Origin of the sequence: Streptomyces sp. NPDC051582, from assembly GCF_040681715.1 — a bacterium.
Taxonomy (GTDB): Bacteria; Actinomycetota; Actinomycetes; order Streptomycetales; family Streptomycetaceae; genus Streptomyces.
In genome coordinates, this window is the sequence record NZ_JBFAZJ010000014.1 from 39,664 (window position 1) to 57,854 (window position 18,191).

At 72.2% G+C, this 18,191-nt stretch carries 15 protein-coding genes and 1 pseudogene; 8 read left to right on the forward strand and 8 right to left on the reverse strand.

Annotated features, from left to right (window positions below):
* Positions 1-3 precede the first annotated feature (3 nt).
* From AB0M92_RS19690 to AB0M92_RS19705, 4 genes are all read right to left on the reverse strand, one after another.
* Complete coding sequence (locus AB0M92_RS19690) at positions 4-990, reverse strand: xanthine dehydrogenase family protein subunit M (RefSeq protein WP_366103499.1); 987 nt, start codon at positions 988-990, stop codon at positions 4-6.
* Complete coding sequence (locus AB0M92_RS19695) at positions 987-3,095, reverse strand: xanthine dehydrogenase family protein molybdopterin-binding subunit (protein WP_366103500.1); 2,109 nt, start codon at positions 3,093-3,095, stop codon at positions 987-989. Before AB0M92_RS19695 ends, AB0M92_RS19690 begins: the two co-directional genes overlap by 4 nt.
* Positions 3,092-3,655, reverse strand: a complete 564-nt coding sequence (locus tag AB0M92_RS19700; RefSeq protein ID WP_366103501.1) for a 2Fe-2S iron-sulfur cluster-binding protein — start codon at positions 3,653-3,655, stop codon at positions 3,092-3,094. The genes AB0M92_RS19695 and AB0M92_RS19700 overlap by 4 nt, the downstream gene beginning before the upstream one ends.
* Before the next feature lie 96 nt (positions 3,656-3,751).
* Positions 3,752-4,288 carry a MarR family transcriptional regulator gene (locus AB0M92_RS19705; RefSeq protein ID WP_366103502.1) on the reverse strand — a complete coding sequence of 179 codons (537 nt, stop codon included), beginning with the start codon at positions 4,286-4,288 and terminating at the stop codon, positions 3,752-3,754.
* 410 nt (positions 4,289-4,698) lie between these two features.
* Between AB0M92_RS19705 and AB0M92_RS19710 the strand changes: the two genes are divergently transcribed.
* Positions 4,699-5,388 carry an NADP-dependent oxidoreductase gene (locus tag AB0M92_RS19710; RefSeq protein WP_366103503.1) on the forward strand — a complete coding sequence of 230 codons (690 nt, stop codon included), beginning with the start codon at positions 4,699-4,701 and terminating at the stop codon, positions 5,386-5,388.
* Between the two features lie 41 nt (positions 5,389-5,429).
* Here AB0M92_RS19710 and AB0M92_RS19715 read toward each other — a convergent pair whose 3' ends face one another.
* On the reverse strand, positions 5,430-6,371 hold the full coding sequence (locus AB0M92_RS19715; RefSeq protein ID WP_366103504.1) for an alpha/beta fold hydrolase: 942 nt from the start codon (positions 6,369-6,371) through the stop codon (positions 5,430-5,432).
* Between the two features lie 112 nt (positions 6,372-6,483).
* On the opposite strand from AB0M92_RS19715, the gene AB0M92_RS19720 reads away from it, so the two are divergent.
* Positions 6,484-7,098: a TetR/AcrR family transcriptional regulator gene (locus AB0M92_RS19720; RefSeq protein ID WP_366103631.1), complete on the forward strand. Its 615-nt coding sequence runs from the start codon at positions 6,484-6,486 to the stop codon at positions 7,096-7,098.
* Between the two features lie 30 nt (positions 7,099-7,128).
* Here the strand turns inward: AB0M92_RS19720 and AB0M92_RS19725 are convergent.
* Positions 7,129-8,459 (reverse strand): annotated as a pseudogene (locus AB0M92_RS19725) (MFS transporter).
* Between the two features lie 94 nt (positions 8,460-8,553).
* The gene (locus tag AB0M92_RS19730; protein WP_366103505.1) at positions 8,554-9,966 is read right to left on the reverse strand and encodes a diacylglycerol kinase family protein; all 1,413 of its coding nucleotides are present in this window, start codon (positions 9,964-9,966) and stop codon (positions 8,554-8,556) included.
* Between the two features lie 376 nt (positions 9,967-10,342).
* Here AB0M92_RS19730 and AB0M92_RS19735 point away from each other — a divergent pair, with 376 nt between their 5' ends.
* The 5 genes from AB0M92_RS19735 to AB0M92_RS19755 all read left to right on the forward strand — a co-directional run bounded on the left by AB0M92_RS19735 (position 10,343) and on the right by AB0M92_RS19755 (position 14,669).
* Positions 10,343-10,798, forward strand: coding sequence for a helix-turn-helix transcriptional regulator (locus AB0M92_RS19735; RefSeq protein WP_366103506.1), 456 nt, complete (start codon positions 10,343-10,345; stop codon positions 10,796-10,798).
* Between the two features lie 88 nt (positions 10,799-10,886).
* Positions 10,887-11,414: a regulator component gene (locus tag AB0M92_RS19740; RefSeq protein ID WP_366103507.1), complete on the forward strand. Its 528-nt coding sequence runs from the start codon at positions 10,887-10,889 to the stop codon at positions 11,412-11,414.
* Positions 11,411-12,601 carry an MAB_1171c family putative transporter gene (locus tag AB0M92_RS19745; protein WP_366103508.1) on the forward strand — a complete coding sequence of 397 codons (1,191 nt, stop codon included), beginning with the start codon at positions 11,411-11,413 and terminating at the stop codon, positions 12,599-12,601. Before AB0M92_RS19740 ends, AB0M92_RS19745 begins: the two co-directional genes overlap by 4 nt.
* A complete protein-coding gene (locus tag AB0M92_RS19750; RefSeq protein WP_366103509.1) occupies positions 12,598-13,785 on the forward strand; it encodes a cytochrome P450 in 1,188 nt (395 codons plus the stop codon). The genes AB0M92_RS19745 and AB0M92_RS19750 overlap by 4 nt, the downstream gene beginning before the upstream one ends.
* A 149-nt stretch (positions 13,786-13,934) precedes the next feature.
* The gene (locus tag AB0M92_RS19755; RefSeq protein ID WP_366103510.1) at positions 13,935-14,669 is read left to right on the forward strand and encodes a DUF1775 domain-containing protein; all 735 of its coding nucleotides are present in this window, start codon (positions 13,935-13,937) and stop codon (positions 14,667-14,669) included.
* 49 nt (positions 14,670-14,718) lie between these two features.
* Here AB0M92_RS19755 and AB0M92_RS19760 read toward each other — a convergent pair whose 3' ends face one another.
* Positions 14,719-16,575, reverse strand: coding sequence for a copper resistance protein CopC (locus AB0M92_RS19760; RefSeq protein WP_366103511.1), 1,857 nt, complete (start codon positions 16,573-16,575; stop codon positions 14,719-14,721).
* 572 nt (positions 16,576-17,147) lie between these two features.
* On the opposite strand from AB0M92_RS19760, the gene AB0M92_RS19765 reads away from it, so the two are divergent.
* Positions 17,148-18,170: a hypothetical protein gene (locus tag AB0M92_RS19765; RefSeq protein ID WP_366103512.1), complete on the forward strand. Its 1,023-nt coding sequence runs from the start codon at positions 17,148-17,150 to the stop codon at positions 18,168-18,170.
* Positions 18,171-18,191: the final 21 nt, after the last annotated feature.

Consider the following 18,191-nt stretch of genomic DNA (forward strand, 5'->3'; position numbering starts at 1 on the left):
CGGTCAGCCTTCCCCGCAGAGGTCTCCGAGCGTGGCCACCAGGAGGTCGCGAACCAGCGGAAGCTTGTACGCGGTGGCCGGGACGGTGCGGGCGGCGGCGAGTTCCTGGTCCGCGGCGTCGGCGAACCGGTCCGCGGTGGCCGGCGCGCCCCGCAGGACGGCCTCCGCCCGCCGCGCCCGCCACGGCGTGGTCGCGATGCCGCCGAAGGCGATGCGCGCGTCCCGGACCTCGCCGCCTTCGCGGTCGACCGCCGCCGCGACCGACACCAGCGCGAAGGAGAAGGAGGCCCGGTCCCCGACCTTGCGGTAGCGGGAGCGGGCCGCCATCGCCAGCGCGGGCAGCTCCACCGCCGTGATGAGTTCACCGTGTTCGAGGACGGTGTCGAGCTCGGGCCGGTGCCCGGGTGACCGGTACAGGGAAGTGACGGGAACACGTCGGGAGCCCGCGTCGCCCCGTACGCAGACCATCGCGTCCACCGCGCACAGGGCGACCGCCAGGTCGGAGGGGTGCACGGCCGCGCAGCTCGCCGACGCGCCGAGCAGGGCCGTCTGCTCGCCCTGCCCCTCCACGGCCGAACAGCCGGATCCGGGACGCCTCTTGTTGCACCGGGTCTCCTGGTTCAGGAAATAGGGGCACCGCGTGCGCTGCAGCAGGTTCCCGGCCAGGGTGGCCATGTTGCGCAACTGGGGTGAGGCACCGGCCAGAAGCGCCTGCGAGACGAGCGGATAGCGCTCGCGCACCTCGGGGTGGGCGGCGAGGTCGGCGTTGCGGACGGTGGCCCCGATGCGGATACCGCCCTCGGGGAGCACCTCGACCCCGTCCAGGGGCAGTCCGGTGACGTCCACCAGTAGCCGCGGACGGACGATTCCCAGCTTGAGGTGGTCGAACAGGTTCGTGCCGCCGGCCACGAACACGGCCCCCGGATCCCCCGCGACCAGCGCCACGGCCTCCCCCACGCTGTCGGGGCGCTCGTAGCGGAAGGGTTTCATGTCCCGTCTCCCGGAACGACCGCTTCCCTCACGCGGCGCACGCCGAGCGGCAGGTCGCGGATGCGGAGACCGGTCGCGTGATGGACGGCGTTGGCGATGGCCGCCGCCGTTCCGACGATGCCGATCTCGCCGACGCCCTTGGCCCCCATGGGGCTCGTGTGGAAGTCCTCCTCGTCGATGCAGAGCGCCTCGATCTCGGGAGCGTCGGCGAACGTCGCGACGTGGTAGGCGGACAGGTCGCGGCTCTGGAAGTGCCCGTACGTCCGGTCGATGACCCCCTCCTCGCACAGGGCCATGGAAAGGCCCATGACCATGCCCCCGACCAACTGGGATCGCACGGTGAGGGGGTTGATCACTCGGCCGACGGCGAAGACGCCGAGCATGCGCGGAACCCGGATCTCCCCGGTCGACGTGTCCACGGTCACGCGGGCGAACTGCGCGCCGAACGCGTGCTGGGAGTGGGCGCGCGGCACCGAGAGCTCCTCCAGGGTGTCGGCCGTGGCTTCGAGGCCGCCGTCCGGCACCGGGCGGCCGCCGCTTCGGCGGATGGCGGTCCGCAACGCCTCGCAGGCGCGCACCACCGCCGTCCCCCACGAGGTCGTTCCGCTGGACCGGCCGGCCCAACTGGCCGACGGGTACGCGCTGTCGCCGATCTCCACCGTAACCCGGTCCACGTCGACGCGCAGGGAATCGGCGGCGATCTGGGCCAGTGCCGTACGCGCCCCCGTGCCGATGTCCGCGGCCGCGATGCGCACGGTGTAGTGGCCGTGGCCGTCGGTGCGCACGGCCGCCCGGGAGGGGAACCGGTACTGCGGAATGGTGGAGGCGGCGACGCCCATGCCCATGCGCAGGCGCCCCCGGCCGTACGCCGCACGGAGGCGGTCGCGTTCGTCCCAGCCGAACCGCTGCGCGCCGAGGCGCAGGCAGGTGGCGAGGTTCCGGGTGCTGAACGGCCGGCCGCTGTGCGGATCGTTCGCGGTGTCGTTGCGCAGGCGCAGCTCGACCGGGTCGAGCGAGCAGGCGAAGGCGAGCTCGTCCATGGCCGATTCCAGCGCGAACATTCCCGGGCACTCACCGGGTGCGCGCATCCACGTCGGCGAAGGAACGTGCAGCCGCACCCTCCAGTGCCTGGTCTCGCGGTTCGGCGCCGCGTACATGGTGCGCGTGGGGGCGGCCGGGTACTCGCAGTGGTCACTCGTCAGGGAGGCCTGTTCGAACGACACATGGGACACGGCCAACAGCCGGCCGTCGTCCTCGGCCCCGAGCCGGATCCGCTGAATGGTCGGCGTCCGGTATCCGGCGACGGCACTGAGCTGCTCCCGGGTGAAGGCCGTCTTGACCGGTCGCCCGACGACGAGTGCCGCCATCGCGGCGACGACCAGCTGGGCTCTCGGCGCGGCCTTGGAACCGAACCCTCCCCCGACGTGCCGGGCGATGACGCGCACCCGGTCGGGGTCGATGCCGAAGAGGTGCGCGAGGATGTCGCGCGTCCCCGACGGCCCTTGCGTGGTGTCGTACACGGTCAGCGCACCGCCGTGCCAGTACGCGACCGTCCCGTGCGGTTCGAGGGCGTGATGGTGGTACGGAGGAGTGGTGTACGTGGCCTCGATCCGCACCGGGGCGTCCGCGAGGGCCGACTCCACGTCGCCGTGCGAGCAGTCGGTCGGGAAGAAGGCCCCGTGGTCCGGCGCCGGCCGGAATCCGTCGCACGCGATGTCGAGGCCGACCCTGTGCGGGTCCGCGGCGTAGTCGATGCCCACCATCCGCGCCGCCTCGTGGGCGATCTGCGGGGTCTCGGCGACGACCGCGGCGACGAACTGGCCGCGGTAGCCGACGGAAGGCGACTGGAAGACGGCGAGGTCGGCATTGCCGGTCCGGTTCAGGCGCGGGCAGTTGCCGCCGTGCAGCACGGCCAGCACTCCGGAGCGGGCGAGGGCCTCCTCGGGATGGACGGCAGTGACCCGCCCGTGAGCGACCCCCGCCGGAACCACCGCCGCGTACGCGAGGTGCGGCAGGGTCACGTCCCCGGTGTAGCGGGCGCGGCCCGTGACCTTCTCCCGGCCCTCCCGCCGCGGAAGGCCGGCGCCGACGGAGTCGGGCGTCACGGCGCCACGTCCATGATCGCGGCCACGATGTTCTGGTACGCACCGCAACGGCAGAGGTTCCCGCTCATGCGCCGGCGGATCTCCTCCTGGGTCAGCGCCGGCACGACCGGGGGCCCCGGCCCTCCGGTCGCCGATCCGGTACAGGGCCATCCGCGCGCGACCTCGTCGAGCATTCCGATGGCGGAGCACAGTTGCCCGGGAGTGCAGAAGCCGCACTGGAACGCGTCTCGCGCGACGAAGGCCTCCTGCAGCGGATGGAGGTCCGCCGCCGCTGCGCCCAGGCCCTCCACCGTCACGACGCGCGCGTCGCCGCACGCCGCGGCGAGCGTCAGGCAGCCGTAGACGCGTCGGCCGTCGACCAGCACGGTGCAGCAACCGCAATGCCCCCGGTCGCAGCCGGCCTTCGCTCCGGTCAGACCGAGGCAGTCACGCAGTACGTCGAGGAGGGACATCCTGGTGTCGATCGTCAGACGGCGGTCCTGCCCGTTGACGTTCAGTGCGATGTCGGCGAGGACGGCTGGGCCGTCCTCGACGATCTCGGGTGACGGTGCACTGCGCATGGGGCACGACCCCCGTTCCGACGCGCCGCGGGGCCCGGCCCGCACCGAGAGCGCAGGCTCTCTTGCCCCTCCGCTTCACTCTACGCCGCTACTGGATCATGCGCCTGCCGTGGTCGGCGGGGCGGGAGCCGCTCTGGGCGGGCCGGCCGGGCCGTTCACCATGGCGTCGAGGTTGGCGGTCATGCGGTCGAGGAAGTCCCGCAGCCGCGCGTGCTCCTCGGGGGTGAATCCGGTGAGCGCTTCCGCGTCGATGCCGGAGCGCAGCTCCTGGACTGGCTCGCGCAGCTCCGCTGCCCGGGGGGTGAGGGTGACCAGGGCGCGGCGGGCGTCCGAGGGGTCGGGGGTACGCCCGATCAGGCCGTCGCGTTCCATGCGGCGCAGGTTGAGGGCCATGGTCGGCTGCTCGACACCGGTCCGGCGCGCGAGCTCGCTCTGGGTCAGACCGTCCTGCTCGTAGAGCGCGAGCAGGGTGGGGAGCTGACCGAGGCTGACTCCCAGCTCGGCGAGGCGGGCGGTGATGGCCTGGCTCAGCAGCCGGGCGGCGTAATTGACCACCGCGCAGACCATGGGCTCCGCGCCGGGCACCGTCGCCGTCGCCGTCGCCCGGGACTGTATCTCGCGGTCACGCTCCACAGTGGATCCCCGTTTCTTCCATGGCCGCTGCGTTCTGCTTGACATCATCCCATAGCTAACTATGCTCGAATTAGATAGTTACCTATGGAGTGGCCGAGACCCACCCGCCGGCCGCTCTCATCCCCCTCCCCCGAAGGACCCCGCCATGTACGCCTTCGCCATCGACGGCTTCGACGACACTCCCGCCCTGCGCGATCTCCCCACCCCGCTGCCCGGCCCGGGTGAGATCCAGATCAAGGTCCGCGCCGCCGGCGTCAACCCGCTGGACTGGAAGATCGCCGCGGGGGCGCTGGCCGACTCCGGCGCCCCGCACGCCTTCCCCCCTCACCCTCGGCATCGATGTCGCGGGCCGGGTCACCGCCGTCGGCGAGGGCGTCGGCACCTTCACCGCCGGGGACGAGGTCTTCGGCATGGCCTGGCCGCACACGTTCCGGCACGGCTCGTTCGCCGAGTACATGACCGCCCCGCAGGACGCGGCCCTGGCCCCCCGGCCCGGCGGCCTCGACCCCGTGTCCGCGGCCGCCCTGCCGATGACCGGCGGCACCGCCCTGGCCACGCTGGCCTGGCTGGACCTCAAGGCGGGCGAGACGCTGCTGATCGTCGGGGCGACCGGCGGAGTCGGCTCGTACGCCATCCAGCTCGCGGCCGCCGCGGGCGTCCACGTCATCGCCACCGCCGCCGCCGAGGACCAGGGCTACGCCCGCGGCCTGGGAGCGGCCGAGACCATCGACCACCGCACCACCGACCCGGCCCGGGCTGTCGCGGCGGCCCATCCCGACGGCATCGACGCCGTCCTCGACCTCGCCGGCACCGCCGAAGCACTGAACGTACGCCTCGCACCGCTACTGCGGCCCGGGGCGCGCGTGGTCAGCACCGTCTTCTCGGCCGACCCCGAGGCCCTCGCCGCCCGGGACGTCAAGGCGGTCAACTTCTTCTACCGGGCCACGCCCGCGGACATGACACGTCTCGCCGACCTCGTCACCACCGGGAAGCTGCGCGTGGCCGACACCACCTCGTACCCCCTCTCACACATCGCCGACGCCCACTCCGCGTCCACCACGGGCCACGTCCGCGGCAAGCTCGTCATCACCAGCGACTGATCCCGCCCACACCGGCCGCGCTCCGCGGAGCACGGCACGCGTCAGGCGCCGGGGCCTGTGGCGGGAGTGCGGGAGTCCACGTCCTCCATGAAGTCCAGCACCCGGGTGTTGACCATTTCGGGGTGGTCGATCTGCGGTCCGTGCCCGGTCGCGGCGACCACCTCGGCACGGGCCCCGGGGATCACGCGCGGAACGCGTTCCAGCTGCCGCTTCGGATGCACCAGCAGGCTCCGCTTGCCCATGATCAGGTAGAACGGCGTCCGGATGGAACCCAGTTCGGCGTCGGACAGCGGCAGTGGCGCGGGGCGGCGGATCCGGAAGGCCCGCACGCTGGCCTGGATCATGGCGCGGAGTTCGGGAACGATGATCACCGGCTGCTCCAGCCAGGCGGCGAGGCGCGGGCGCAGCGCCTTGGGCGCGTAGGTGGCGAAGAGGCTGGCGAAGATCCAGACGAAGAAGCGCAGGCCGACCTTTTCCAGGCCGCCGGGGTCGAGGGCCGTGACGGAGGCGATTCGGCCGGGCTTCAGGTGGGCCTGGTTGATGACGAGCCAGCCGCCGTAGGAGGAGCCGACGAGGTGGACGCGGTCGAGGCCGAGGGCGTCGAGGGCCTCGTCCATCCACTGGGCTGCGCGCTCGGGCTGCCACATGGGTTCGCGCTGGACGCTGCGGCCGGGGTCTCCGGGGGTGTCGAGCGCGTAGACGGGGCGTTCGGCGCTGAGCGCGTGGGTGTTGGGGTACCACTGGGCGGAGCAGCCGCCGGAGCCGTGGATCAGGACGACGGGCGTGCGTGACCCGGCTGCCGGGTCCGTGGGGCCGTACCGGTAGACGTGGGTGGTGCCGAAGCTGGTCTCGACGTCCGTCTCGGAGCGGATCGGCGCGCCCATCGCGTAGAGCGCGTCACAGGCGGCGAAGTAGCGGTCGCGCAGTTCGTCGTTGACGTAGCGGCCGATGTCGCGGCGCGCTCGGGTCGTGTTCTCGGGCACGGGGCACCTCCGGGAAAGATCCGTTGTTCGTGATACGACCGTACCATGCTCTTGATACGGCGGTACCATGAAGAGCCCACCCAGCCCCCTCACCCGGCCGGAGACCCCACCGATGCCCAAGCGCGTGGACCACGAGGAACGCCGTACCCAGATCGCCGAAGCGCTCGTCCGTGTCGCCGGACGGCGGGGGTTGCACGCCGTCGGAATGCGCGATGTCGCGGCCGAGGCGGGGGTGTCCCTGCGCCTGGTGCAGTACTACTTCCAGACCAAGGAGAACCTGCTCTTCTACGGGCTCCAGCACCTGACCGAGCGCTTCACGGCGCGGGTGGGCGCCCGCCTCGCCGCCATCGGCCCGGATCCCGGCCCGCGCGCGACGATCGAAGCGCTGCTGCTGGCCTCCCTGCCGACCGACGAGGAGAGCCGGACCTTCCACCTCCTCTACAGCTCCTACTCGATCCTGTCCGTGACCGACGAGGCGTTGGCCGCCCAGCCGTTCATCGACAACCCGAACGCCGCCGAGGACGCGGTGGCCGGCCTGATCGGGCAGGCACAGGAACGCGGGGCGGCCGATCCCGGTGTCGACGCGCGCACGGAGGCGATCAGCCTCCTCGCGATGGCGGCGGCGATGGGCACGAGCGTCCTGGTGGGCCAGCGCGGGCCCGAGTCCGCCGTCGAGGTCCTGCGCCACCACCTGGACCGGATCTTCACGGCCACGGATCGCCGCTGATCGCCGCCCCTCACCGCGGATGCGTCCGCCTCATGCGTCGCCGCCCGGGCTCGGTGGCCCTCGTCGGCCCGTGGAGGCGAGGGCGGGTGGCGGGCGCCGCGGCAGGAGCGCCGCGGCGGCGAGGCCGATGAGGCCGACGGCCGCCAGGGTGATCATGGCGGCGGCGTAGGCGTGGCTGGTGAGACCGGCGACGAGGATGGTGCCCGCCACCGCCGTGCCGAGGGACGAGCCGAGGTTGGAGACGCTGCGTGACAGGCCGGAGATCTCGCCCTGCTGGTCCTCGGCGAAGCTGGACTGGACGATGTTGACGGAGGGGGTCAGCATGACGCCGAGGCCGAGGCCGATGAGGAGCAGCCCCGGCGCGAAGGCCCAGGGGCTGGGCGAGCCTGCGACCACGAGGACCAGGACGACGATGCCGGCGATACCGGTGACGAATCCCGTGACGATGAGGGTGCGCTGGGCGCGGCGCTCGGCCAGGCGTTCGGCCGCGAGCGAGGAGACGAGGATTCCGAGGGTGGCCGCCGTGAAGATCACCCCGGTCTGGATCGCGTCGTAGCCGCGGACGACCTGGAGGTAGGAGGCGACGGTGAAGGACACCCCCATGAGGAGCAGCCACTGGGCGTTCTGGGTCGCGAGTCCGAGGTTCGAGGTGCGGCTGCGGAACAGGCTCGTGGACAGCAGCGGCTCCTTGCCGGCCCGTTCCCTGGCGCGGACCCAGGCGAAGAAGCCGGCCAGGAAGAGCGCGCCGAGGACGAGCAGGGCGAGCATCAGCCAGAGGTTGTCGTCGGCGGCGAGGATGCCGGTGACGACGAGGATGAGCCCGATGGCGGACAGGACGGTGCCCACGACGTCGAACGGGCGGGCCGGATCCGGCGGCAGCGGGTCCTCGATGCGGCGGCTGAGGACGACGATCACCACGATGACCAGGGCCTGGAACACGAACGCGGCACGCCAGCTGAGGACCGAGGTGATGAGCCCGCCGATCAGCGGCCCGGCCGCGGCCCCGATTCCTCCGAGCGCCATGATCGTCCCGAACGCGCGGGCGCGCGAGGTCGTGTCGGTGAAGAGCAGTGTGGTGAGGATGTAGACGGGCGGGATGAGCAGGGCGGTGCCGACGCCTTCGAGGATCGAGTTGCCGAGGATGAGGACGCCCAGGCCCGGTGCCACGGCGCTCAGCAGCGCGCCCACGCCGTACACGACGAGGCCCGCGAGCAGGCACCGCTTGCGGCCGTAGCGGTCGGTCAGTTTGCCACCGGGGATCATCAGGGCGGCCATCACCAGCAGGAAGACGTGATCGCGATCTGGACGCCCTGCACGGTGGTGTCGAGGTCCTCGCTGATGTCATTGATCATCACGTTCATGTTGGAGCCGGCGAAACTGCAGATGAACTGGGCGAGGGCCAGCGGCGCGATGACTCGCCGCAGACCGCCTGGCGTCCGCGCGGCCGGGGCGGCGTCACTCACCGGAGCCACCCCGCTCCGGCTTGTCGGGGTGCTCGGCGCGGGTCTGCACCGTGCGCCCCGCCGCGGCCCGTCCCATCGTCAGCGCCAGCCGCCGCACCCGGCGCCAGTCCGTCGCAGCCGGGGTGCGCGGCACGCCGGGACGGTGCCGGGGCACGCGCACGCGCAGGGCGCCGGAGGCGATGCGACAGCGCACGGGAGTGGACAGCACCAGGGCTTCGCCGTCGACACCGCACGGGATGGCGGGTACATCGGCGTCGACGACCACCTCGCGGGCGGTGACGACGGTCAGCCCGCGGCCCTGCCTGCCGTGCAGCAGCAACCCCGCCGCTTCGGCGGCGGTCGAGACCTCCACACCGAGCACCCCGAGTTCACCGGAATCGAGCCGCTCCCGGCGCCCGAGCCCCGCCGAATCGCCCTTCTGATACGGATTGTTGCTCACCAGCACGGCTTGGGGACCGTCCAGGACCAGCGCATCCGCGCGGACGCTCAGCCGTGATCCGCTGTCGTGGGTCAGCAGAGCCGGCAGCATCTCCAGGATGGTGCGGGCTTTGTCGTCGCGGTAGGCCGGGCTCTGCACGACTTCCGCGTACACGCCGAACGAGGCGCTGTTGACGAAGACCCGGCCCGTACGCCCCCCGCTGCGCGTGCTGCCCGTGGTCCTGTCCTCCGAGCCTCCCTCGTGGATGTAGCCGAGGTCGACGCGCAGTTCGACGCCGTCGGTCAGGGCCTCCAGACACCGGGAGGGATCCTGCCGGTCCAGGCCCAGGTCCATGGCGAAGTGGTTGCGCGTGCCGGCGCTGATCACCATGAAGGGGATGTCGTGCTCCACGGCCACGGCGGCGACCAGGGCCTGCGTACCGTCGCCGCCCGCGACGCCCAGCAGGTCGGCCCCGTCCTCGACGGCCCGCCGCGCCAGCTCGGCCACGTCCTGGCGGCGGTCCGGGTCCAGCAGGACGACCTCGGCGCCCAGGGCCCTGGCCCGCTCCGCCAGGCCGAATTTCCCGACCTTTCCGCCACCCGAGAGCGGATTCATGATCACGAAGGGCCGCTCGGCCCGGGCCGCGGAGTGCTCCGGCATGCCCGGGGCGTCCTCGGTCAGGGCGGCGCTGCCCGCGGCAACGGCCAGCGCCCACAGGGCGAGTGAGACCAGCACGACCCACAGCAGCCCGGCGGCCGAGTACAGGAGCAGGACGGCGAGTGGTGCGATGACCACCAGCAGCCCGGCGAGCACCCTGATCCAGCCGGTGTGGGTCAGCATCCACCACGCCCCTGCCGCCGTGAGGACCAGTCCCGCCCAGCCCACGGCCATCAGCAGGAGGCTCGCGAGGCCGCCGAACAGCACCAGCACCACCAGCGCCGCCAGGCCCGTCGCCAGGGCCAGCCGCGCGGTCCAGCGCCTGCTCATGGGACCACCTCCCGCCGCTTCGCCGGCTGCCGGACAGAAATCGGGCACCCACCTCAGGCTACGAGCGCAGACCCCGCGGGGCCCGTCCACCGCGACCGCGGCCACCGGCGCCGCCGCGCGCCGACCGGGCGGATCCGTCCGGCGCGGCCACGGCGTTACGGGTCGCCGGCCGAGCTCACCCCCGTGAAGCTCGACCCCGACCCGGACGGCACCGCCACCACTCCCACCTCGATACTTCAGTGGCGGCGAAGCGTTGGTAACGTACACCAGAGTGACCATCCGGCGTCAACCAAAGTGTTGCCGGGGCCGACCCGAGGGGTTTCGAAAAACACTGTGGTGGACAAAATCTCGGCATCACGCCAAGGAGGCCGTGCACGTGGAGGATGAACAGTCGCCCACCTTCGCCCAACTCCTGGACCACCTCTTCCGCGAGGTACACCCCCCTTCCCGGGGGCCCTACACGTACGCGGAGGTTGCCGAGGGAATCCGCGAGGCCGCGACCGGAGAGGGGCGCGGGGTGACGGCGAGCGCCATCCAGCAGCTGCGCACCGGCACCAAGCGGAACCCGACGCGGCACACCATCAAGGCCCTGGCCGACTTCTTCGGCGTACCGGCGGGCTACTTCGTCGACAGCGCGGCGGCCGAACGCACGAAGGCGGAGATCGGCCTCCTCGCCGCCATGCGCGACAGGGACGTCCGCAAGGTGGCCCTGCGCGCCAACGGCCTGAGCGTCGACAGCCTCAAGATGCTGTCCACCGTGATCGAACAGGCCCGCAGACTCGAAGGACTCCCCACCGACGACCCGGCGCAGGACCTCGACCTGGACGACTGACCCCGGCCGCGGCTGCACCCGCCCTCAAAGTGGCGTCGCGGACATGCCAACATTGGGGGCCCGCGACCGGCGTCACCAGAGTGAGGACATGGACCTTGAGCAGCTTCGCGCCACGTGTGAGGCGCGCGTCGAGGCACTTCGGCTCCCGCACCGCTTCAGCACCCGCGACCTCCGCGACGCCGTGGCCGAACAGCGCGGACGCCCCATCGTCCTGCGCCCCCTGAGCACCCTGGGCGCCATGGACGCTCCGTGCGGCATCCGCCTGGAGACCCCGGACGCCGACCTGTTGTTCTATGAGGAAGCCACCTCCCCCCTCCACCAGAACCACATACTCGCCCACGAGATCAGCCACGTCATCTGCGACCACCCGGGCAGTCTCGAACTCGACCGGGACACCCTGCGCGCGATCGGGTTCAACCCCACCCTCGTACAGCGCATGTCCGGCCGGACCAGCTACACCAGCGAGGACGAACGCGAGGCCGAGGTGATGGCCAGCGTGATCCGGCAACTCATGTACCGGGGACGCGAGAGCCCGTCGAGCCGGCCCGCCAGCGGCGCCGAGAGCTGGGATGCACTGTTCGCCGAGCCACACAGGAAGAATCGCCACCGGAAATGATCAACATCCTGTTCACGGGCACGGCCGTCGTGCTGCTGTGCTTCGCCGCCTACTGGGTGCGCGGGCGCGGCGGACACCGCCCCACGGGCACGTGGGCGATGGCGGCGCTGCTGACCTCGTTCGCCCTCGCCTTCGCCTCGTACGCGCCCGCGGTGGAGCGCGCGGTCGAAACGGTGGTCCCGCACGGCGCCCGGCTCCTCAGCAACACCTTCACCCTGACGGCGGCCACCTCGGTCCTCGCCTTCCTCTTCCAGCTCAACCTGGAGCGCGAAAGCGCGCACCGGCAGATCCGACTGCGCGTCATCGCCCTCGCGATCTGCGTCGCCGGCATGACCGCCTTCTTCTCCGCCGAACAAATCACCGGCCGAAATCCGGTGTTGTACGCGTGTTACGTGCTCATCTACGTCTCCTACCTGGGGTACACGGCCAAGGACTTCCTGCTGCAGACCTGGGCCCAGTCCCGGCGCTCGACCCGGCGCAGTCAGCGCTGGGGCCTGCGCACGACCTCGGTGGGCTGTGGTTTCGCCCTCGTCTACGCGGCGTACAAGCTCTTCGCCCTGGTGTCCATCGGCCTCGGCCTCGGGCTCGTCCCCGACCACGCCCGGTGCGCGACGCCGCTCACCCCCTTCCGCTGCACGTTCAGCGTGACCGCGCCCGCCGTCGCCGTGCTCCTCATCACCGCCGGGCTCACCCTCCCCGCCCTGCTGTGGCCGCTCAGCCGACTGCGCCGCCGCCGCTGGGAACGGAACTCGTTCACCGCGCTCGAACCCCTGTGGCGCGAGGTCACCTCGGCGGTCCCCGAAGTCGTGCTCGACCCGGGCAACACCGGGGCCGACACCCACGACCTCGACTTCCACCTGCACCGCCGGGTCATCGAGATCAACGACTGCGTGCTGGCCCTGCGCCGGTACCGCCAGGCATCGGTACGGGACGCCGCGGCAGCCGAGGTCGCCCGCCGGGGCACGGCCGACACCCCCGAGGGCGACGCCGAGGTGGAGGCCGCGGTCATCGCCGCGGCGGTCGAGGCGAAGCGCTCCGGACTCCCCCTCGACGGCGACGAGGCCCCGCCCGCCGCCGGCACCCGCTCGCGCAAGGGCGACCTTCCCGCGGAGACCGCGTGGCTGCTCCTCGTGGCCGACGCCCGTAAGCGCCGCCCGGCACGACAGGACACGGGCGTGGCCTCGTGAGCGCCCCGCGGCAGGACCCCCTGCGCGACCCCCGCTTCTTCGCCGACCCCTACCCCACCTACGAAGCGCTGCGCGAAGGCTGCCCGGTGCAACGCATCCCCACCGGCTCCGGCGGGCACCACGCGTACCTGGTCACCGGCCACCCCGAGGCCCGCGAGGCGTTCACCGACCCCCGCCTGTCCAAGGACACGGCCCGCTTCTTCGCCGACCGGCCCTCGAACCGCGACCTGCACCCGGCGATCTCCCGCAACATGCTGGCGAGCGACCCGCCCGCGCACACCCGCCACCGGCGGGTGGCGACGCCCCTGTTCACCACCGGCCGCGTCCGGGAACTGCGCCCGTACATCACCCGGGTCGTCGACGACCTCATGGCCGGGTGGCGACCGGGCACGGAGGTCGACCTGGTGGCGGAACTGGCGGTACCCCTGCCGGTCACCGTGGTCTGCGAGCTGCTGGGGGTGCCGGAATCCGACCGCGCCACGCTCGCCGGCTGGTCCCACGACCTCTTCGACGCGACCGACAACGGCCGGATCGACGCCGCCTCGCACCGGATCGGCGGCTACCTGACCCATCTCGTCGACACGGCCCGCACCATCCCCGGCGAAGGCCCGCTCCACTCCCTCCTGCGCGACTGCGACGCGGGCGGACTCGACCGGGAGGAGGCCGTCTCCCTGGCCGCCCTCCTCCTGGTCGCCGGGCACGAGACCACCACCCACCTCATCGGCAACGCCGTGCTGGCCCTGCTCCGGCACCCGGAGGCGTTCGACCGGCTGCGGCGGGACCCGGATCTGATCCCCGGCGCCCTGGACGAACTGCTGCGCTTCGACTCCCCGGTGAGCGTGGCCACCTTCCGTCACAGCACCGAGGGCCTGCGCGTGGGCGGGGTCGACATCCCCGCGGGCGTCCCCGTGCTCATCGCCCCCGGGGCCGCGAACCGTGACCCGGCGGCCTTCCCCGACCCGGACCGCCTCGACCTCGACCGCGACGCCGGCGGCCACCTCTCCTTCGGCCACGGCATCCACCGCTGCCCGGGAGCCCCCCTGGCCCGCGCCGAGGCGGAAATCGCCCTCCGCGCGCTGGTGACCCGCTTTCCGAACGCCCGCACGGCCGTCCCCGCGCAGTCCCTGACCTGGCGCCGGACCCGCCTCACCCGGGGCCTGGCCGCCCTCCCCCTGGCCCTCTGAGGTCCAGGCCCAGGCCGGTTGGCGCGGTGATCGGGGAAAACTGCTCCGCAATTGACAGTTGGCGCAGTGGGCGATCGGGGGCGGTCGATGATGGGCCCGACATGGTGCGGGGGACGTTCCCCCGCCCCGCGTACCGGGAGGGCTCCATCATGCACACATCACGCACTCGCCCGAAGCTCCGCGGGCTGGGCATCGCGGCCGTCGGCGCCCTGGTGGTCGTGGGCGTGGCGGCCGGACCCGCCGCCGCGCACGCCGAGGTCACGGCCTCCGACCCGCGTGCCCTCGCCGAGAACGTGACGCTGTCGTTCACCTCCGAGGCCGAATCGGAGAGCGCGGGCATCTCGGAGTTGCGGGTGGTTCTGCCGAAGGGCATCGCTGCGGAGGCCCTGACGCTCAAGGACGCTCCGAAGGAGTGGAAACTGACGGCCACTGCGGACGGATACACGATCGGTGGCCCGGCTCTGGCGACCGGCACCGACGCGGAGTACAGCGTCACCGTACGCCAGTTGCCCGACGAGAAGTCCCTGGCCTTCAAGACCCTGGAGACGTACGGCGACGGAGAGGTCGCCCGCTGGATCGAAGTTCCCGCGGACGGCGAGAAGGTCGACAACCCAGCCCCCCTGCTCGCACTGGAGGCCGCGGCCCCGGGAGCCAAGGCGATCGCCGCCGGCCCCTCCCCCACGCCGAGCCCCGCCGCCCCCTCCGTCCAGCCCTCCGCGGCGTCCGCGTCGGCGCCCGCCGCGTCCGCGAGCGCGAAGGCGGCGAGTGACGGCGGTGCCGGCAGCGGCACGGGCACCGTCGCCGGGGTGATATCCGCCCTGCTCCTCCTCGCCGCCGCCGCCGGCAGCTTCTGGTGGATGCGCCGCAACCGCCGCCAGGCCTGACCGGACCGATCGGGCACCGGACGGCCGGGGCGAGCCGGACCGTGGCCCCCTACCTCGGTACCGGCGTGATGCGGACGGTGTCGCGCACGGTGACCTGGTCGATGTCGGTGGTGCGCACCGTGACGTTCAGGGTCCACACGCCGGGCATGGGGAGCCGCAGGTCGTACGTGGCCCAGTACCCCTTCTGGTCCTTGAGCTTGGCGTCGAGCGGGCCGATCCCCAGCTCGTCCTGGGTGAGCGCGAGGCGCAGTTCCGGGACGGTGGCGAGGCCGCCGTCAGCGGTGTAGACGACGGCTTCGACCGTGTTCTCGCCGACGCGGCCCGGCGTCAGCGTGATCTGTACCGTGCCCTGGTGGTTGGCCGTGCCCATGTCGAAGGGGACGGTGACCACCTTCACCTGCGGTCCCTGCGCGGAGGCCGTCGAGTCCCGCTCGCCGGCCGCGCGGCTGGGCTGGGTGCCGGTCAGCACCGTGGTGATCACCAGGACGACGACGCCGAGCACGGCTTCGGCGGTCACCATGCGGCGCAGGCCGCGCCGGTACGCGACGGCTTCGGAGAGGGGCGGCTCCGTGTCTTCGCCCGGCCCCTCCCCGGCAGGCGCACCGGACGTGGTGTCGCGGTCCTCTCGCGCCGGAGGAGCGGGCGCCCCCACCGTCTGGGCCACCCGCACCCGCTCGGTGGCGGGCACGGTCGGCGTCTTCGTGGCCGGCGCCTCGTGGACGAGGCGGGCGGTCCAGCGGCGGGAGAAGGAGGCCACGCACAACACCAGGACCACGGCGGCGACCTTCACGAGGAGGGTCTTCCCGTACGAGGTGGTGGACAGCGCCTGCCAGGAGCCGACTTGGCGCCAGGACTGGTACACCCCGGTGCCGACCAGTACCGCGACGGCGCCGAAGGCCAGCGCCGAAAAGCGGCCGATCGCGGACGCCGGGACCTCCCGGCCCTCGGAACCCCGGCGCCGCAGGAGGAGCAGCAGGGTGACCAGTCCGCCCAGCCAGACCCCCATGGCCAGCAGGTGCAGAGCGGCGACGGGCATGGCCAGTGCCACCTGGATACCGGCGGAGGCGTGTTCCGCGGCGGCCCACGTGACCGCCAGGGCCGCGGCGAGCAGCGCGCCGGCCATCCGGACGCGGACCCCGGGGTCGCCGGCGCCGGGCCGTCGGGCCCACCGCCCGAACAACACCGCGGCAAGCGCCAGGAGCAGCAGCCGTGCGACCAGTGCGGCGCCGGGCCTCCCGGTCACGGTCCGGCCCAACAGGGCCACGTCGAACGCCGAAGTCAGCGGACCGGCAGCCTCGTACGGGCCGCGCAGCAGCAACAGGGCCACCGTGGACGCCGTCAGCGCCACCCACCCCAGTGCCAGCGTTCTGCGCACCGGACGGACCGACCCCGCCGCGGGCCAGCACACCGAGGCGAACGCGGCAGCTCCGACGAGGAGGGCCAGACCGCTGTAGGCGACGTACCGCAAGACGCCGTAGAGGCGGCCGACCGCCGTCTCGTCCGGTGAGCCGGTCGCCACCACGGCGGCGGTCTCGGACGGTTGGCCGACGGAGAAGACGAAGGCGCCGGAGATCGGGTGGCCGTCGGCGGAGACGACCCGCCATGCCACCGTGTAGCTGCCCTGGGGCAGGTTGCCGGACAACTCCACCCGTGCGGTGTCGTCCTTGCCGTCCACGTGCTGCGCGGGACGCGGGTTCACGCGCTCGTTCTTCGGCGACAGGACCCTGAGCGAGTCGTCGGAGAAGCCGACGGACTCGGTGAAGGTGAGCGTGACGTACTGCGGCCCGGTCTTCAGGACGGAGCCGTCCGCGGGATCGGTGCCGCTCAGACCCGCATGCGCGAAGGCCGGTCCCGCTCCCCCCAGGAGCAGGGCGAACAGGGAGGCGACCAGCGCCAGGAGGGCCAACGACCTCCTCGTGGGGGGCGATCCACTGGGCATGAGGGCACGGTCTCCCGAACGGCGTGTCACCTGGGGCGACGGGGGCGGACTCTGGCGGGCTCGTACTGATCGAGAGACCTGGACGATAGTGCCGGCGTCCGGGGGGCCGACCTGTTTAAGCAACTTCGGCTAAAGAAAGCGCGGAGAAACCCTCGTGGTGCATCGCCTCCTGACGACGCCCCTCGGGATCGAATTTGAGCCAAACCCGACCAGAGTGATCGTTTCCTTCGCATAATCCTGCTCTGATCGTGGCCGAAGACAACCGCATGGGGTTGCAGATCGGCCGCAGTGGGAAGGGTTGGTGCGCCAAATGGCGAGAACTAGTCGACATCCGTCCCCGTAGTGCATCGTCACACCCCGGCGCCGAGCCGGCCCGGCCCCACCGTTCCCGAATGTGCAGCGCGTTCACGCCCTCGTACGACGCAGCGAGTCCCCGACCGGTCGCTCATACCCCCTGGCCTGGGGCTTCCTTCCAACGACAGCCCGCTCGCACGTGTGGTCCGCACACCGATGTGCGCCCAAAGGGAGGTAGGGATCCCATGAAAGTGCAGGACATCGAACTTCCCGTACTGCGGATGCCGTACCCGGTGCGGCTGAATCCGTACCTGTCAGTTCTGCGCAAGGAGACCGAAACGTGGGCGCGCGAGATGGGCATGCTGGCCGACGATGCGGCTCCGTCCGCCCGGCCGATCTGGACCCGGCCCCAGTTCCGCGCGATGGCCGTCGACGAGTTGACCGCATGGACGCTTCCTGACGCCTCCCTCGTCAGCCTCCGGCTCAATCACCGGTTCAACCTCTGGGCTCTGGCCTGGGACGACTACTTCGCCTCCGCCTTCAAGCAGACGGGCGACCTCGCGGGCGCGCAGACCTTCACCGCCCGTCTCCACGAGTTCCTGCCTCCGGAGCCGGACGCCCGGTTGCCCGAGCCGGCCAACGCGATCGAGAGGGGAATGGCCGACCTCCAGCGACGCCTGTTCCCGCCGAGACTCGCGCACTGGCGGCAGGGGCTCAACCGGGCGCTGGCCCGTTACGTGGACGCCGGAGTCCAGGAACTGGTCAACAGCCGTGCCGGCCGCGTCCCCGACCTCATCGAGTACGCCCAGTTCCGCCGCGAGAGCTTCGCCGCGTACACCGCCCCGTACTCCGTCGAACTCGCCACCGGTGCACGGATACCCGAGCGCATCCGGCACAGCGGTGCCGTTTGCGCTCTCCTCGACGCCTTCATGGACTACATGGGCCTGGCCAACGACATCGCCTCCTACCAGCGGGAAGTCCACGACGAGTACGACGTCAACAACCTCGTCGTCGTACTGGAGACGTCCCTGGGCATCACCGTCGAAGAGGCGATGCACGCCGCCGCGGACCTGGTCTCCGCCCGGCTGCGCCACTTCGAGCACCTCATACGCAACGAACTGCCCCCGCTCGTCCAGCGGGCCGGACTGGACCAGGGCGAACGGATCGAGCTGGAGGCCTGGCTCCGCGGCGCCTGGAGCTTCCTGTCCGGGCTCCACGCCTGGTACACCGGGGCACCGCGCTACGCCCCCGGGAGCGGTGCGAACTGAGGGGCCGCCGAACCGTGCCGT

Excerpts from the sequence above, each read along its gene's own strand:
- AB0M92_RS19690 (WP_366103499.1), bottom strand. The coding sequence starts at position 990 with ATGAAACCCTTCCGCTACGAGCGCCCCGACAGCGTGGGGGAGGCCGTG.
- AB0M92_RS19700 (WP_366103501.1), bottom strand. The coding sequence starts at position 3,655 with ATGCGCAGTGCACCGTCACCCGAGATCGTCGAGGACGGCCCAGCCGTC.
- AB0M92_RS19710 (WP_366103503.1), top strand. The coding sequence starts at position 4,699 with ATGGCCTGGCCGCACACGTTCCGGCACGGCTCGTTCGCCGAGTACATG.
- AB0M92_RS19720 (WP_366103631.1), top strand. The coding sequence starts at position 6,484 with ATGCCCAAGCGCGTGGACCACGAGGAACGCCGTACCCAGATCGCCGAA.
- AB0M92_RS19730 (WP_366103505.1), bottom strand. The coding sequence starts at position 9,966 with ATGAGCAGGCGCTGGACCGCGCGGCTGGCCCTGGCGACGGGCCTGGCG.
- AB0M92_RS19740 (WP_366103507.1), top strand. The coding sequence starts at position 10,887 with ATGGACCTTGAGCAGCTTCGCGCCACGTGTGAGGCGCGCGTCGAGGCA.
- AB0M92_RS19745 (WP_366103508.1), top strand. The coding sequence starts at position 11,411 with ATGATCAACATCCTGTTCACGGGCACGGCCGTCGTGCTGCTGTGCTTC.
- AB0M92_RS19755 (WP_366103510.1), top strand. The coding sequence starts at position 13,935 with ATGCACACATCACGCACTCGCCCGAAGCTCCGCGGGCTGGGCATCGCG.
- AB0M92_RS19765 (WP_366103512.1), top strand. The coding sequence starts at position 17,148 with ATGAAAGTGCAGGACATCGAACTTCCCGTACTGCGGATGCCGTACCCG.